The sequence below is a fragment of the Photobacterium sp. MCCC 1A19761 genome (assembly GCF_037389125.1).
Taxonomy (GTDB): Bacteria; Pseudomonadota; Gammaproteobacteria; order Enterobacterales; family Vibrionaceae; genus Photobacterium.
In genome coordinates, this window is sequence record NZ_JAZGTF010000003.1 from 193,000 (window position 1) to 207,482 (window position 14,483).

13 protein-coding genes are annotated in these 14,483 nt (G+C 55.4%); 6 read left to right on the forward strand and 7 right to left on the reverse strand.

The window, feature by feature from the left end; translation table 11 throughout:
- The first annotated feature begins 290 nt into the window (after positions 1-290).
- The gene (locus VV869_RS05975; protein WP_337734058.1) at positions 291-1,205 is read left to right on the forward strand and encodes an acetoacetate decarboxylase family protein; all 915 of its coding nucleotides are present in this window, start codon (positions 291-293) and stop codon (positions 1,203-1,205) included.
- 88 nt (positions 1,206-1,293) lie between these two features.
- Here VV869_RS05975 and VV869_RS05980 read toward each other — a convergent pair whose 3' ends face one another.
- From VV869_RS05980 to VV869_RS05990, 3 genes are all read right to left on the reverse strand, one after another.
- Positions 1,294-2,679 carry an FAD-binding oxidoreductase gene (locus VV869_RS05980; RefSeq protein WP_337734059.1) on the reverse strand — a complete coding sequence of 462 codons (1,386 nt, stop codon included), beginning with the start codon at positions 2,677-2,679 and terminating at the stop codon, positions 1,294-1,296.
- Between the two features lie 236 nt (positions 2,680-2,915).
- Positions 2,916-3,548, reverse strand: a complete 633-nt coding sequence (locus VV869_RS05985; protein WP_337734060.1) for a response regulator transcription factor — start codon at positions 3,546-3,548, stop codon at positions 2,916-2,918.
- Between the two features lie 67 nt (positions 3,549-3,615).
- Entirely contained in the window at positions 3,616-5,937 is a 2,322-nt protein-coding gene (locus VV869_RS05990; protein ID WP_337734061.1) for a PAS domain-containing sensor histidine kinase, read from the reverse strand.
- A gap of 91 nt (positions 5,938-6,028) precedes the next feature.
- Here VV869_RS05990 and VV869_RS05995 point away from each other — a divergent pair, with 91 nt between their 5' ends.
- The 4 genes from VV869_RS05995 (at position 6,029) to VV869_RS06010 (ending at position 10,391) form a co-directional block, all read left to right on the forward strand.
- Entirely contained in the window at positions 6,029-6,187 is a 159-nt protein-coding gene (locus VV869_RS05995; protein ID WP_337734062.1) for a hypothetical protein, read from the forward strand.
- A 111-nt stretch (positions 6,188-6,298) separates the two neighbouring features.
- The gene (locus VV869_RS06000) at positions 6,299-7,918 is read left to right on the forward strand and encodes an acyl-CoA synthetase (RefSeq protein ID WP_337734063.1); all 1,620 of its coding nucleotides are present in this window, start codon (positions 6,299-6,301) and stop codon (positions 7,916-7,918) included.
- Positions 7,919-8,055: 137 nt separating this feature from the next.
- Positions 8,056-9,426 carry a xanthine/uracil/vitamin C permease gene (locus VV869_RS06005; protein ID WP_337734064.1) on the forward strand — a complete coding sequence of 457 codons (1,371 nt, stop codon included), beginning with the start codon at positions 8,056-8,058 and terminating at the stop codon, positions 9,424-9,426.
- Positions 9,427-9,524: 98 nt separating this feature from the next.
- Positions 9,525-10,391, forward strand: coding sequence for an MBL fold metallo-hydrolase (locus tag VV869_RS06010; RefSeq protein WP_337734065.1), 867 nt, complete (start codon positions 9,525-9,527; stop codon positions 10,389-10,391).
- Positions 10,392-10,476: 85 nt separating this feature from the next.
- Here the strand turns inward: VV869_RS06010 and VV869_RS06015 are convergent, their stop codons facing one another.
- The 4 genes from VV869_RS06015 to VV869_RS06030 all read right to left on the reverse strand — a co-directional run bounded on the left by VV869_RS06015 (position 10,477) and on the right by VV869_RS06030 (position 12,701).
- On the reverse strand, positions 10,477-10,968 hold the full coding sequence (locus VV869_RS06015; RefSeq protein WP_337734066.1) for a WbuC family cupin fold metalloprotein: 492 nt from the start codon (positions 10,966-10,968) through the stop codon (positions 10,477-10,479).
- Between the two features lie 283 nt (positions 10,969-11,251).
- The gene (locus tag VV869_RS06020) at positions 11,252-11,866 is read right to left on the reverse strand and encodes a DUF2335 domain-containing protein (RefSeq protein ID WP_337734067.1); all 615 of its coding nucleotides are present in this window, start codon (positions 11,864-11,866) and stop codon (positions 11,252-11,254) included.
- On the reverse strand, positions 11,839-12,336 hold the full coding sequence (locus VV869_RS06025; RefSeq protein ID WP_337734068.1) for a hypothetical protein: 498 nt from the start codon (positions 12,334-12,336) through the stop codon (positions 11,839-11,841). Before VV869_RS06025 ends, VV869_RS06020 begins: the two co-directional genes overlap by 28 nt.
- Before the next feature lie 155 nt (positions 12,337-12,491).
- The gene (locus VV869_RS06030; protein WP_337734069.1) at positions 12,492-12,701 is read right to left on the reverse strand and encodes a hypothetical protein; all 210 of its coding nucleotides are present in this window, start codon (positions 12,699-12,701) and stop codon (positions 12,492-12,494) included.
- Between the two features lie 616 nt (positions 12,702-13,317).
- On the opposite strand from VV869_RS06030, the gene VV869_RS06035 reads away from it, so the two are divergent.
- A complete protein-coding gene (locus VV869_RS06035; protein ID WP_337734070.1) occupies positions 13,318-14,280 on the forward strand; it encodes a TDT family transporter in 963 nt (320 codons plus the stop codon).
- Positions 14,281-14,483: the final 203 nt, after the last annotated feature.

Consider the following 14,483-nt stretch of genomic DNA (forward strand, 5'->3'; position numbering starts at 1 on the left):
TTTATTTGTGACTAAAATATAATCTCCCAAAATCATACTTCGGTTCCAAAATATATTTCTGTCATTTGGCAAACTCCGGCGCTCTACTTCTATATTTATTCACTTTAGTGCATACCTCCCCCATCCGTATCCCGGGTTGGTATGAAATGTACCAGCAATACTCAGGCGCTATGCCTGAATTCGATAATTGAGCTGATTGAGTTCACGAAGAGACGCCAAAACCCATGTGATTGCTATCCGGCGCCTGCAGTCTTCCTGCTTTGTATCTCAATACTCCGGAGGAAAAACACATGAAAATACGCACTTTGCTCCCCCCCATGATGCTGTTCCTGACCCTCAGCTTTACCGCCGGCGCCACCGCCGCTGACAAGGACTTTGTGATCTATGGTGAAACCACCGCCCTGGTCGGCCTCTGCCAGGCCGAGAAAGCACAGCAATTTGTCCGTAACCCGGATTGGGAAACCATCACGCTCCCGAACACCACCCAAACCGTCTGTATCTTGTATATTCAGCAGGTCAAAGACAGTCCGGTCGGCCGCTATACCGAAACCGTCAATACATTCCTGGTGAAACAAAAAGATGCCCCGCCGCTGCCACTCAAGACACCAGGAGATCTGACAGATCCCGTCCAGGCTATGGACTATTTGCAAGCAGCCCTGTACGCCTTGGGCGCCGCCACTTATCCGGATCAGGTCGCCGGGCTTCCCCATCAGTACGGTTTTTATAATCATCATCTGCTGCTGGATAACCCGGATGCAATCCAGGCCGGTAAAAAGCAGTGGGGTTATCCGAAACAACAAGCGTTACTGAGCTACAAGGCCCCCACAAAACAGGCCATGAAGGCGCTGCAAGTCTGGGAGCCGGTGAGACAATCAGGCCGACTTCATCACAAGGAAATGGTCCTTCAGGTTTGGTTCGATTTACGGGAAGCTGTCGCGATGCCGCTGGAGTCTACCGGTGATAATATTTTACCAAGCTCGCCCTGGACACCGGATGGCAAACTGGCGCAACTCTCCGGCACCCTGAGTACCCAGGGAGAAAACGGTCTGGTAGCCCCTTTCCAGGGTGAGTTGACGGTCGGTCGTTCCTTTACCGAAACCGCAGTTGCCTTAAGAACGACCGGCTTCAACCCGAAAATGGTCCTGCTGTTTCAGAATCTCAAAGGCACGGCCCGTCCGCTCTACGACAAGCCGCATTCTATCTAACTGGTTGTTTTATCAATTCATGAGACAGCAATCGTGTGCCCGCGGCGGCTCTGCACAGGCCGCCGCAGGTGTACACCCAAACCGAAAGTCAGTCCGGCTTGATATTCTGGTTCATCCGGAACAGATTGGCCGGATCATATTTTTTCTTAATCTCGACCAGCCGCTCATAAGTACTGCCGTAGGCAAACGCGACCCGTTCGCCCTCGTCCTGAGTCAGGAAGTTGATATAGGCCCCGCCGCTGGCAAACGGCTGGGACTTGGCAAAAAACGCCCGCGACCAGCCAATACAGGCTTCATCCTCCGCAGCAGTGTCCCACCGCGCATGAACATTCATGACATAGTTGGCATCCCGGCTGGAGTAGGCCATCGCATCCGGTGCAACGCGTCCTGTTTGCGCCCCAATGGTCCCGATAAAAATCTCACATTGATCGGAGGGTAACTGACCGGCGTATTCAATCAGCACATCCAGCGCTTCGTCCGTCAGCGTGGCAAAGTTGTGGGACTTCCAATAATTCCGGGCCCCTGGGGTGAGCAAGGGATCGAACGCCTGTTGCCAGTCAACAAAAGGCTGCACGCCGAGATGCTCTCCCAGCGGCGTCCCGAATCCGCGCAGCGGTGCAATCAAAGCTTCGCCCTCGGCCGGATCGCCGGCATAAAAGACAGCTAGCGCAATAATTTCAGTGCCGTGAACCGCTTCCGGCAAGAACGGCAGTGGTGGTGCCTTGCGGGTCACCATCCAGACATTCAACTCATCCGGCATGGTTTCGGTAAAGCGGGCAAACTGCGTCAGGATCTGCTTCGCCTGTGCAAACGGGAACACGATCAACCCACTCAACACCTCCGGGCCAACCGGGTGCAGCGCAAACTCAAAGCTGGTGACCACACCGAAATTACCGCCCCCGCCCCGGACGCCCCAGAACAAATCTTCATTCTCGGTCGCGCTGGCCCGCACCTGATGGCCATCCGCCGTGACCATATTCACCGCCAGCAGGTTATCCACGGTCATGCCGTATTTCCGGCTGAGCCAACCAAACCCGCCGCCGAGCGTCAGACCAGCCACCCCGGTGGTCGAGTTAATCCCCAGCGGTGTCGCCAGCCCGTGTGCCTGAGCGGCCGCATCAAAGTCTCCCAGGGTGCAACCGGGTTCGACAATGGCCCGCCGGGTATTGGGATTGACCACCACATTGTTCATCAGTGAAAGATCAATCATGATCCCGCCGTCACACACCGCATTCCCGGCAATGTTATGGCCGCCGCCGCGAATGGACACCAGCAGCTCATGCTCCCGGGCAAAATTTACCGCCTGCACCACGCACTCGGCGGAGATACACTGTGCAATCACCACCGGTTTCCGGTCGATCATCGCGTTCCAGATCGCTCGCAGTTCGTCGTATTTATCATCTTTGGGGAGACAAATTGTCCCCTGAAAATGCGCTTTAAACTTCTCAATCGTTGCCGCTTCTAGCTGGCTCATATCTGCCTCCTGAGTCGTTGTCGACCCCCATAGGATCGCTTTATCCGGGCACTCAGCCACCGCCGAGACCCTGGACAACTTTCTTCCTAAGTAAAACGTATCCCGGCGACTCCGTCTGTCCCATCTTGAGACAATCAACCGGACGGACAAAGCCAAGAGGTGAAAACGGCAACGCAAAAAAGGTAAAAAGCCGCTGAGATCACGCAGAGGCTTCATGACATCAGGCGATTTAAACTTTATGTGGCCCTGAGATCCAAAGGGTCGACCATCCCCGCAGCAATCGCCATGCCGACCAATGCAGGCAGGTGATCCGCTGCCAGGCGCTTCATCACCCGGGACCGATACAGATCAACGGTTTTGACGCTGATCCCCAGTTGTTCGGCAATTTCCCGGTTGGTATAGCCCTGCACCAGAGGCAAAAAGACATCCTGCTCACGCGGCGTCAAACTGGCCAGCCGCTCCTGCAACGCCGATTGATGCTGACCCACCATCATCACCGGCTGGCGGTTCAGGGCCTGCTGAACGCTGTCGAGCAACAACTGCTCGTTATAGGGTTTTTCAATGAAATCCACAGCGCCGGCTTTAAATGCCCGCACCACAATCGGCACATCGGCATGACCGCTGACAAAAATCACCGGCAGGTGAATCTCCCGGCGGCGCATCTCTTCCTGCACGTGCAACCCGCCCATCCCGGGCATCCGAATATCCAGCAACACGCAGGCATTGGCTTTGGGATCGCAGGCCTCAAGGAACGCCTGACCGCTGCTGAACGGCACGGCTTTCAGCCCGACCGACTCAAACAGCCACAAGGTCGAGTCCCGCATGCCCTGATCATCATCCACGACATATACAATTTGCTCATCCGGCATGAACTTCCCTCTCCTCATCCCATCCTGTATTCACAACCATTTTCCTCATCATGCCCACCAACGCCCCTCACTCCCGGCGCAGCGGGAGCCAGCAACAAAAAGTCGCACCCCGCGGATCGGATGCTTCGATATCCAGCCCGCCGCCGAACCCTTCGGCAATGGTCCGGCTCATCGACAATCCCAGCCCAAGGCCATCGGGCTTGCTGGTATAGAACGGAGTAAACAGTTTGTCCCGCGCCTCGTCCGGCAATCCCGGCCCTTGATCGACCACCCGCAGACACAAGCGGTCCCCTTCAACATCCACCCGAATCACAATCCGCGAAGCCTGCTGCGGCGCTTGCTCCCAATTGGCCTCAATGGCATTGCGCAGCAAGTTCACCAGCACTTGTTCCAACAACACCGCATCACCGTATACCGGCGGAAGTGCCAATAGGCTGTGAGTCTGCGGCTCATCAAACCCGGCCTCGTTATTTTCAGACTGACTTTCTTCGAAGTAACTGTTTTCAAAGTAAATCGTCACCTGGTGACGGCTGGCTTCCCAGGCACACAAATCCATCGCTTCACGCACCACAGTTTCAATCTCCAGCCGTTGAATATTGCGTGAGCCTTTGCGTAAAAAGCCCCGTAACCGGCTGATCACCGCAGCCGCGTGACGCGCCTGATCGGCAATCAACCGCAATCCTTCGGCCACCCGGGCAGCATTTTCCGGCTGTTCATGGAGGGTCTTCAGATAACGCTGACTGGCACCAGCGTAATTCATCACGGCGGCGAGCGGTTGATTGATCTCATGGGCAATACCGGACGCCAGCTCCCCCATGGTAATGAGCCGGCCAGTATGCGCCAGTTCATCCTGATGGCGGCGCTGCTCCGCTTCGCGTAGTTCACGCTCGGTCATGTCCCGGGCCACCAGCGAAAAATAATACTGGCCGCCCGCCCCCCGGTGAGCCAGCAACACCAAAGACACCACAAAACCGGTTTTCGCGCCCAACGGCAACAACCGGGCTTCCGTTGCCCAGGCCCCCCGCTGGATCGCGCTGTGCCAACCTTGCTGGCGCAACCGGTGAAAATCTTCCGGATTGAGCAAATCGGCCAGCGACGGCAAGTCGCTATCTCCCCGGATCCCCAGCGCCCGACGGGCAGAAGGGTTGACCATGGTCAGTTGCCCTTGCGAATCAAGAAACAGTACCAGATCGGTATTGGCCCGGACCACTTCTGCAAGTCGCCGGTTCTCTTCTTCCGCCCGCACCCGGGCGGTAATATCCCGCGAGATACAGACAATCTCGACCACATCACCGGTATAGGTTTCGCGGATCCCACGACAAGCGGTTTCAAACCACAAATAGTGCCCATCGCGATGGCGGATCCGGTAAGTCAGGGTCAGGTAGCCATCCCGTGCCAGCGCTTCCGCCGCCTGAAACAGGGAGCGGCCCCGGTCGCGAGGATGAAGCAGCGACTGCGCCGACCGCCCCCGCAACGCTTCCGGCCAGTAGCCGAGCAGCGTCCAGGACGCCGGCGAAGCATCAAGAAACCGCCCGTCCGGGGTATGGCGGGAGATCAAATCCGTGGTGTTTTCGGTGATCAGCCGGTACAGACGCGAGGCCACCGCCGCCTCGCGCTTGCGGCGAATTTCCGTGGTCGCATCGCGGCAGCGCACCATCACCGCATCCAGCGACGGCTCCGGGATAAACTGCCACAGCAAGAACTTGCCGGCCCAGGTGGATTCCACTTCGCCAATCGCGCGGCTCTGGTTCAAACAAGCGGTGATCAGCTGGGCGTAGTTCACCGGCAACAGATCGGTTATCGCCGAGCCAGGATGGTGCGCCAGCAATTGCTGCATCGCTGCATTCATCGCGACAGGAGCGGCCAGTGTATTCATGCGAAGTCCGGGCAGGGGATCACATTGCAGCAGCATCACATCCGCCGGTTGCTCCGGCCGGTTGGCAAGCAGGGCTTGCAACAGTGTGGCCATCGCCGCTAAGGCAGCAGTGTGCTGCTCTGTCTCGGTCGCGACCACCAGCACCCCGGGGATCTTCGGCGTCAGGGCAATCAAAGATCCCTCGGCCAACCCGGCCCGGCGCAACCGCCCCGACAGCCATGTTTGCCCCTGGCGCACCTGAGCGAGCGGCAGGCAGGATTCACGGCTGAGTTGTTCAAACAACAGCGCATCACTGGCTTTCAGCGGATCGCCCTGACCCGGCGGCAGTGCCGGACCGCCGCCGTCATGGGCATAGATTTGCTCATGCGGTTGCCAGCTGAGCCAGTAGGCCTGGCTCACCCCGGGCCAGGACTGCGCGTAACGACACAGGGCCGCCGCCTGATCGGCCGCCGATCCCTGCTGGAGCAACCGCAACCACAGATCGAGGTAGAGCTGTCCTTGATGACTTGTCATGCTGTGCGATCCCTCACCATGTTTCGTAATTCTTAGCCGTGCCTGCGAGGTCCTGTCATGCCTTCAAGCGCCTTGAGCATCCTGAGATCCCTTGAAAAACCCCGACTCAACTCGCCTGGCACTGGCACTGGCACTGGCACTGGCACTGGCACTGGCACTGGCACTGGCACTGGCACTGGCACTGGCATCATTGCAACCATCGTTGCAACCACAATTAAAGACATATAGTAAAAACACTATAAGACTATAGGCTATTTCCATAATTCGTTCTGACTTGCTATAAATTACCACATGTTAATAAAACATTAAATTTACGATACATATCTGATCACGGAATAACAGACAGAAAGAGGGAAACTGCATGTCTATGTATGAGACGGATCTGACACCTTGTGACGTCAACCACATCGCACTCACGCCACTGAGCTTTCTTGAGCGCACAGCGGCAGTCTACCCGGACTATCCGGCGGTGATTCACGGCGCCATTCGCCGCAACTGGTCGGAAACGTATCAGCGCTGCCGCCAACTGGCGTCTGCGCTGGCCGGACGCGGGATCGGCAAAGGCGATACCGTCGCGGTCATGCTGCCCAATATCCCGGCCATGCTGGAAGCCCACTTCGGCGTACCGATGATCGGCGCAGTACTCAATACTCTGAACGTCCGCCTCGATGCCGAAGCGATTGCCTTCATGCTGGGCCACGGAGAAGCCAAGGTGCTGATCTGCGATCGCGAATTCCATGACGTGATCCGCGATGCGATTGCGATGCTGGACAACCCGCCGCTGGTCGTCGATGTCGATGATCCGGAATACGGCGAAGGTGAGGCCACCAGCGAACTCGACTACGAGGCTTTCCTGGCCGAAGGCGATCCCGACTTCGACTGGCAATGGCCGAGTGATGAATGGCAGGCCATTTCCCTCAACTACACCTCCGGCACCACGGGGAATCCGAAAGGCGTGGTGTATCACCATCGCGGTGCTTACCTCAACTCATTGGGCAACCAGATGACCTGGTCGATGGGCCAGCATCCGGTCTATTTATGGACCCTGCCGATGTTCCACTGTAACGGCTGGTGCTACCCGTGGACCGTCACCGCGCTGGCCGGGGTGCATGTGTTCCTGCGCCGGGTCGATCCGCAGAAAATCCTGACTCTGATCCGCGAACACCGGATCAGCCACCTGTGTGGTGCACCAATTGTCCTCAACGCACTCATCAACATGCCGGAAACCGCCAAAGCTGCAATTGATCACCCGGTCGAAGCCATGGTCGCCGGTGCCGCGCCACCGGCTCAGGTGATTGGCGATGTCGAGAAAATGGGGATCAAAGTCACCCATGTCTACGGCCTGACCGAAGTTTACGGCCCGGTGACCGTCTGTGCTTGGCACGAAGAATGGGACGAACTCAGCCTGGAAGAGCGCGCAACGCTCAAATCCCGCCAGGGTGTGCGCTACCCGACCCTGGAAGGGGTGATAGTCGCTGATATCCAGACCCTCAAACCGGTCGCTAAAGACGGCAAAACCATCGGTGAAATCTTCATGCGCGGCAACACCGTGATGAAAGGCTACCTGAAAAACCCGACTGCGACCGCGGAAGCCTTTGAGGGCGGCTGGTTCCATACCGGCGATCTCGGCGTATGCCATCCGAACGGCTATATCGAAATCAAAGATCGGCTGAAAGATATCATCATCTCCGGCGGCGAGAATATTTCCACCATCGAGCTGGAAGATGTGCTGTACAAGCACCCGGCCATTATGGAGGTGTCCGTGGTTGCCAAGCCGGATGAGAAGTGGGGCGAATCGCCTTGTGCTTTCGTCACGCTCAAGCAAAGCGAATACGCCACCGAGCAGGAAATCATCGATTACTGCCGCCAGCACCTCGCGGGCTTCAAGATTCCGAAGACCATCATCTTCACCAATCTCCCGAAAACCTCGACCGGCAAAGTTCAGAAATACGTCCTGCGCGACTGGGCAAAGAAGGCCTGAACCCCGGGCAGCGCAGGTAACCGCCTGCGTTGCCTGAGCAAACGCACCACCGGATTCGCAATACAACAATACAGTGATCCGTCGCAAACGCTTTTCAACCTATCCAATACGTAAACACACAGAACAAGGAAGATCGCATGCAGGTTTATCAACGACAGCAGGGGTCCGAGCAGCCGTACTGGCCGCTGGGTCCTTTTCAAGTCCGTATCCCCTTTATCCATTACCGCTGGGAGTTTGCGGAAATGCTCCAGGCCCTGATCATGTTTGTGGTCAGCCTGGCCATGATCCCGCTGCTGGAAAAATACCTCGGCCTCCCCTACGACATTGCGCTGGCCTATGTCGTGGTCTGCGGCGTCGGCTTTATGCTGCCCGCGCTGCTGGGGGTCCCGTTTGTTCCCGGCTGGATCACCCCCGGCATTCCGGTGGTGCTGCTGTTCCTCGGTGATTTTGAGCCGGGCCCGGCGGCAATTCAGGCGCTGTTTGCCCTGCAATTGCTGGTGTTCATCATCTTCCTTATTTTGGGGGTGACCCGCCTTGGCTCGACCATGGTCAAGCTGGTGCCGAACTCGCTCAAAGGCGGGATCATCATCGGCGCCGGGATCGCCGCCCTGATGGGGGAAATCTCCAGCGGTGGCCGCTTAGCAGCAACCCCGATCTCGCTGGTGATCGGTAGCCTGATCTGTCTCTACCTGATGTTCTCGGTCTCGTTCAAAGGACTGCTGGAGCGGGTGCCGATGGCAAGAAAAATCGTCAACTACGGCATGGTGCCGGGGATGGTCATTGCGATTGGGGTCGGGATCGCCGTGGGTGAATACCCGATGCCGGATGTCCGTTGGGGCATCACCGCACCGGACTTTACCGGCATGTGGCAGTACCTGCCGTTCAGTGTCGGTTTCCCGGGACTCGATGTATTCCTGATGGCGATCCCAACCGCCGTGATCGCTTATATCATTGCCTTTGGTGACATCATTGTCGGCCAATCGCTGATGCAGCGCGCCGATGAATTGCGTACCGACGAAGTGATCGAAAACAACATCGACCGGGTGCATCTGGTCACGGCGCTTCGCAATGCCCTGCATGCGTTCTTCGCGCCGTATCCCGGCCTCGCCGGTCCGCTCTGGACTGCCGTAGCCGCCACGATGGCCGAACGCTACAAGCACGGCCGCGAAGCGATGGATTCAATATACAGCGGTGCAGGCACCTTCTGGATCACCGGTTTCATTGCCCTGTTCGCGCTACCGCTGGTCAGCTTCTTCCAGCCGGTGTTGCCGATTGCGCTTTCGCTGACCCTGCTGTTGACCGGCTATATCTGCCTGATGGTAGGATTGGAGCAACTCACCACCAATACCGAGCGCGGGATTGCCGGCACCATGGGCGTTGTGCTAGCGGTGTATGGCGCGAGCTGGGGACTGGCCACCGGGGTGATCCTCTATATCCTGATTGAGCGCACTCATATTCTGCGCTTCCGGGTCAAAGAGAAAGACGAAGAAGCCCTGAACAACAGCTAACGATCACCCAAATTGCGTCAAGCCGCACCGGGACAGTTCCGCCTGTCCCGGTGCATTTTTGCTTCGACCCGACTTATAATGATGATCAAGGAAATAATATGCGTACCCTGACTACCTTAACCGGCAACAGCCAGAAACTCGATGGCGGAGCCATGTTCGGCAACGCCCCGAAAGCCCTGTGGAACCGCTGGATGGAAGCGGACGAGCACAACCGCATCCGCCTGGGTTGCCGCGCCCTGCTCGTTCAGGAGCCAAACCGCCACATCCTGATTGAAACCGGGATCGGCGCTTTCTTCTCGCCCGAGATGAAAACCCGCTTCGGCGTTCAGGAAGCACAGCATGTCCTGCTCGACAGCCTGGCCGAACACGGCCTGAGCCATGAAGACATCGATCTGGTGATCTTAACCCACCTGCATTTTGACCATGCCGGCGGCCTGCTCTCGGCCTGGCAACCAGACAGCCCGCCCGAATTGCTGTTTCCCAATGCGCAATTTATTACCGGCAAACGCCAATGGGCGCGCGCGATGAATCCGCACCCACGCGACAGAGCCTCGTATCTGGCTGATATTCTCGAACCGCTGGCCCTCAGCGGACGCGTGATCCTGGTCGACGATGACGGCAAGCTGCCGTTGCTGGGGCCAGACTGGCGTTTCCATTTCAGCGACGGCCACACGCCGGGACAAATGCTACCGGAGATCGCCATGCCCGACGGCCCGGTAGTGTTCACCGGCGATCTGATCCCCGGCGCGCCCTGGGTCCATTTGCCGATCACCATGGGCTACGACCGCTTCCCCGAAGGACTCATTGAAGAAAAAGAAGCCTTGCTGAACGATTTACTGAGCCGCAACGGACGCATCGTCCTGACCCACGACCCGGATATCGCTTTGGGCCGAGTCACCAAAGATGCAAAAGGGAAATTTACCTTGAGCGAAACAGCGGCACAGGTGGTTGGGTTAGCGGCTTAGGCCATGTAGCTAAGCAGCATGTCCGGGAACCCACCGGCAGCCATATCCGGTGGGTTCAGAACAGAGTCTGCACATCTGAGAAAAACTAAGATGCGCTGTATTTATCCCCGACTTGCGCCATCTCTGCCCAGCGAAGAAAGTCATCAGACCCAGCATCCTGCTCTGCCGGGGCCCAGTCCGCGAATGCAGTGACATCCGCAGGATCATACGGCCCCTGTTTGACTTCCAGAATCGCCGCATCCCCTTCTAACGGCAAAATGGTATGCCAGGTGCCGGGCGCCATCTCAATCCCACAGGTTTGATTGTTTGCAGAGAATACAATTCGCTCCGTCACGACACCTTGCGGGTCAAACATCAGCAGCAGCACGCTCCCCCGAACCAGAAACAGCATTTCCCATTTATTCATCTGCGGGTGCATGTGCGGCCTGACATAAGTTCCCGCCGCCAGACCAATTACCATCCGCTGCACCGGCGCTTCAAAATCAGCATGAAACGCCAAATGACTCCGTTTTCGGGGACTTTGATGGGCCTGAGCCAACAACTCATCCAATAGCGCTTGATCAACTACGCGGTACATACTCACCTACAGGTCTAAAAAATATGAACGATATGATTCGGCAATTTAAACAGCAAATGAGACGGGGGCCAAGTGAGGGATTCAATAGAGAATCGAGTTTCTACTGGGTTGTGCTGCACTGAGTGCCAGCACAACACTGGCGGAAAGGAAGGTTTTCTGGTTCATGTCTCTGCCCTAAAAACGGAAAAAGCCCCTGAGGGTAAACTCAGGGGCTCGGTCGCCATCAATGTGGGCAGAGTGTCAAAGGCTTGGAAGCGGTGGGAGGGTACCTAAAGATCCATCACTACACCGAGCTATCGGATGAATCATCATCGGCATCACCAGAATACTTACGGCCAGTAAGAAACGCGTAAGCAAGGCCAAGTAAAGATGCACCACCAAATATCGAGCCCGCCACTTCGTGACCTATAGAGATAAGGAAAGTACATGCGACAATCATAACCAGAGACACGATCAACGCATAATGTTGTCCGCGACTGTCCTTAGTAATTGCACCTCTGACACTTTCCTTTTCAACGGTATGCCTATGTTCCTGCTCTTTTTCTGCCATTGAAACAATTCGCTCAGCAAAACCAGGATGAACAGATTCATATTCATTAAGCATTTTAGGAGGAGGAATAGGACCAGAGTAGTGCTGCGCTACTCGTTGCACCACTTGTGAAAATACCTTACCTTCACGTTTCAGCTGACCATTTTGCTCTCTCTGCACCAGAGCGTTAACGAGCATTTCTTCAGGTAATCGTTTTAGTAACCCTTCAATCTCAGAACGTTCTGCATCTTCTGCTTCTGAAGAGACTTCATCGACGTCAACTTGTTCCTGCTCTCGCTCTGCATGCTGAAGTTCATGTTGACTAGCGCTTTCAACCGACTCTACGTCATCGACTTGTTGTTGCTGCATTCGAGTTCCTTTTTTTCCAGCTCCTGAGCATGTTTAAACCAACTCATCCACAGGAGATCTCCAACTTTGTTCCAATCTTCACTTAATGCATCATTCAATGACTTATTAATAGTCGTATATCGAAGATAGTCCTGAACTGTTGTCTTAGGATAAAGGTCAAGAGCTCGAAAATTACGCTCAGCAGCTCTCAAAATAGCATCTATTTCATGCTCCTTTCTCTTAAGCTTGCAACAATGGCTACTGTCTTCAAACTTCTCGATAGTCTCAAAGAGCTTTTGACTTTTTCGATCCTGGTTAAATTTCAACCAGTCCACACCAATTTCTTTACCAGTCTCTTGTAAGTTTTTTTCACTACGCTGATGAGATACGAACAAGTCGACTTTTTCCTTCAACTCATTGATATACTTGCGATAATCATTATTTTTCTTCGCAATATCTTGTAATGTTAGACTTAAGTTACTGTTTCTCATAGGTACTCCTACAAGCTCCAATTTATAACTATTGTAGCTTTCTATACCAATTTACAACAGTTATATACATTAAACAAACTGTGAAACCTGCCATAAAAGCTAAAGGTTTCATCATCTTTAGGCCATGAAAGCCTAGTGAAGTTCAATAAGACCCACTACCCCACAGGCACTTCCACCCACCGCTTACATCGGCACAGCGCGACACCCTCTGCGACTTTGACGCAGCGGGAGCGGATGACGCCCTGGTGGGTGAAGATGCAGTGGCCGCAGTCGCAGACGACGGCGGGGTATGGCCCCACCAATTCCTGATACATGGCTTCGAGTAATTTTGGTTCGAGTTCGGTGATGTTGGCCTGTTGCATCATTCCGCCTCCATCTTGGTGAGGGCGATATCCAGCTTGTCGCTGATGGGGGAGAGCAGGTAGGAGAGTTGGAATCTGGAAAATAAACACATAAAAAGCCGCACCGTTGCAGTGCGGCTTGGATTAAGTTTTATGAACACCTCAGTTGACCGTTTGGTACATCCGAGGCCGTTGTTACTTGAGGCTTCGCCACTCATTACGTTGAGTATGCCGAGTCCGATGCAGTCACTTCTTTAAATCGGACTTTAGTGTCATTTGACGAAGAAGTAATTTCACTTTTTGTCACTTAACCAAATTGTAAGTCACCAAGTCTCACGACTTAGCTTTCCGCTCTGCCAGCGTTGGCTCACGCCACCACCAACAGGAAACTTGCACCCTTGAGCCCTTTGAAATCAGCTGAATCCTCCAGGAGCTAAGCAAGAACGGCTCATTACAAGCTTCCTTATAAATATGGTATGCATTGCTGCGTTTGGCAAATCCATTTTTGATGAAAAGCTCCGCAAAACGTGACCGCCCGCACTGTTATCTCACTCGCAAAACTGCGCACGGCCCCACCGCTTTGGTGTAGAATCCAACGCTACATTAACATTTGAATGACATATGGAGCGATCAGACACTCATGGCGGGATTTAGAGGGACGCTGAGACAAGTACCCACGGCGCAAGCGGCACTGGCCCTGTCGACCACAGGGATCGGCCTGGCGTGGGCGCTGTTTATGCCCGGCAGCGGCGATGTGATCCGTGGCGTCTGCGCCGTGTTGGGGGCCGCCCTCCTGATGCCGGTCATTCTCAAGTATCTGCTGTTTCCGCGCAATTTCCTGCTGGATCTGCGCCACCCGCTGTACGGCAGCCTGATGGCGCCGATGACGATGACCATGCTGGTGCTGGCCGACTATCTCTCCTCAATTCACCTTCATGTGGCGCGCGTTCTCTGGTATCCGGCCATGGCCCTGCATTTCTTCATGCTGGTGTACTTCTTTTTCCATCAAATCAAAAACTTTCGATTGATCAATCTGTATCCCAGCTGGTTCCTGTACCCGGTGGGTGCCATCAGCGGCACGCTCGCCGGGCCGCAACTCGGACACACCGAGTTTGCTTTGCTGATGACCCACGTCTGTGTCGCGATCTACTTTATGATGTTGCCTGTGGTGCTTTACCGGCTCTGTTTTGCCGGTCGTCTGCCGCGACCAGCCCGACCGACGCTGGCGATTATGGCCGCGCCGGTCAATTTGTCGCTGGCCGCCTATCTGAGTAATGTGACGCAGCCTGATCCGGTCCTGACCGGGGCGCTGGCCGGGGTGGCCATCACCATGACGATTCTGGTCTACCTGTTCTACATCAACCTACTGAACCAACGGTTCCAGCCGCCACTGGCCGCCGTGACTTTCCCGTCGGTGATCAGCGCCGTGGCGATTGAGCGCCTGACCGACTGGCTGATGATCGACTATCCGCACTGGACCTGGCTCAAATCCCTTGCCCTGATCGAATTGATGGTCGCGACCACGCTGGTCTTTTGGGTCAGCTGGAAGTACATCGGATTTTACTGGCCGCAGACCCAGCGGTGTCATCCACACTCGACCTAGCCGACACTGTCCATCCCATCCGCCCCGATACTGAGCGCGCTGACAACGCGCTCAACCCATCATGATACTTCCGGTAATTAACTGAAAACCCTCATCATTATTTTGTCACAATCATCAGTTAGAGTGTGCTCGCGCTGCATTTGAATGGTCGTTATTTGGACGGCACCGGCCTGCTGAAGCATGACCTTCGACATGAAAAATGC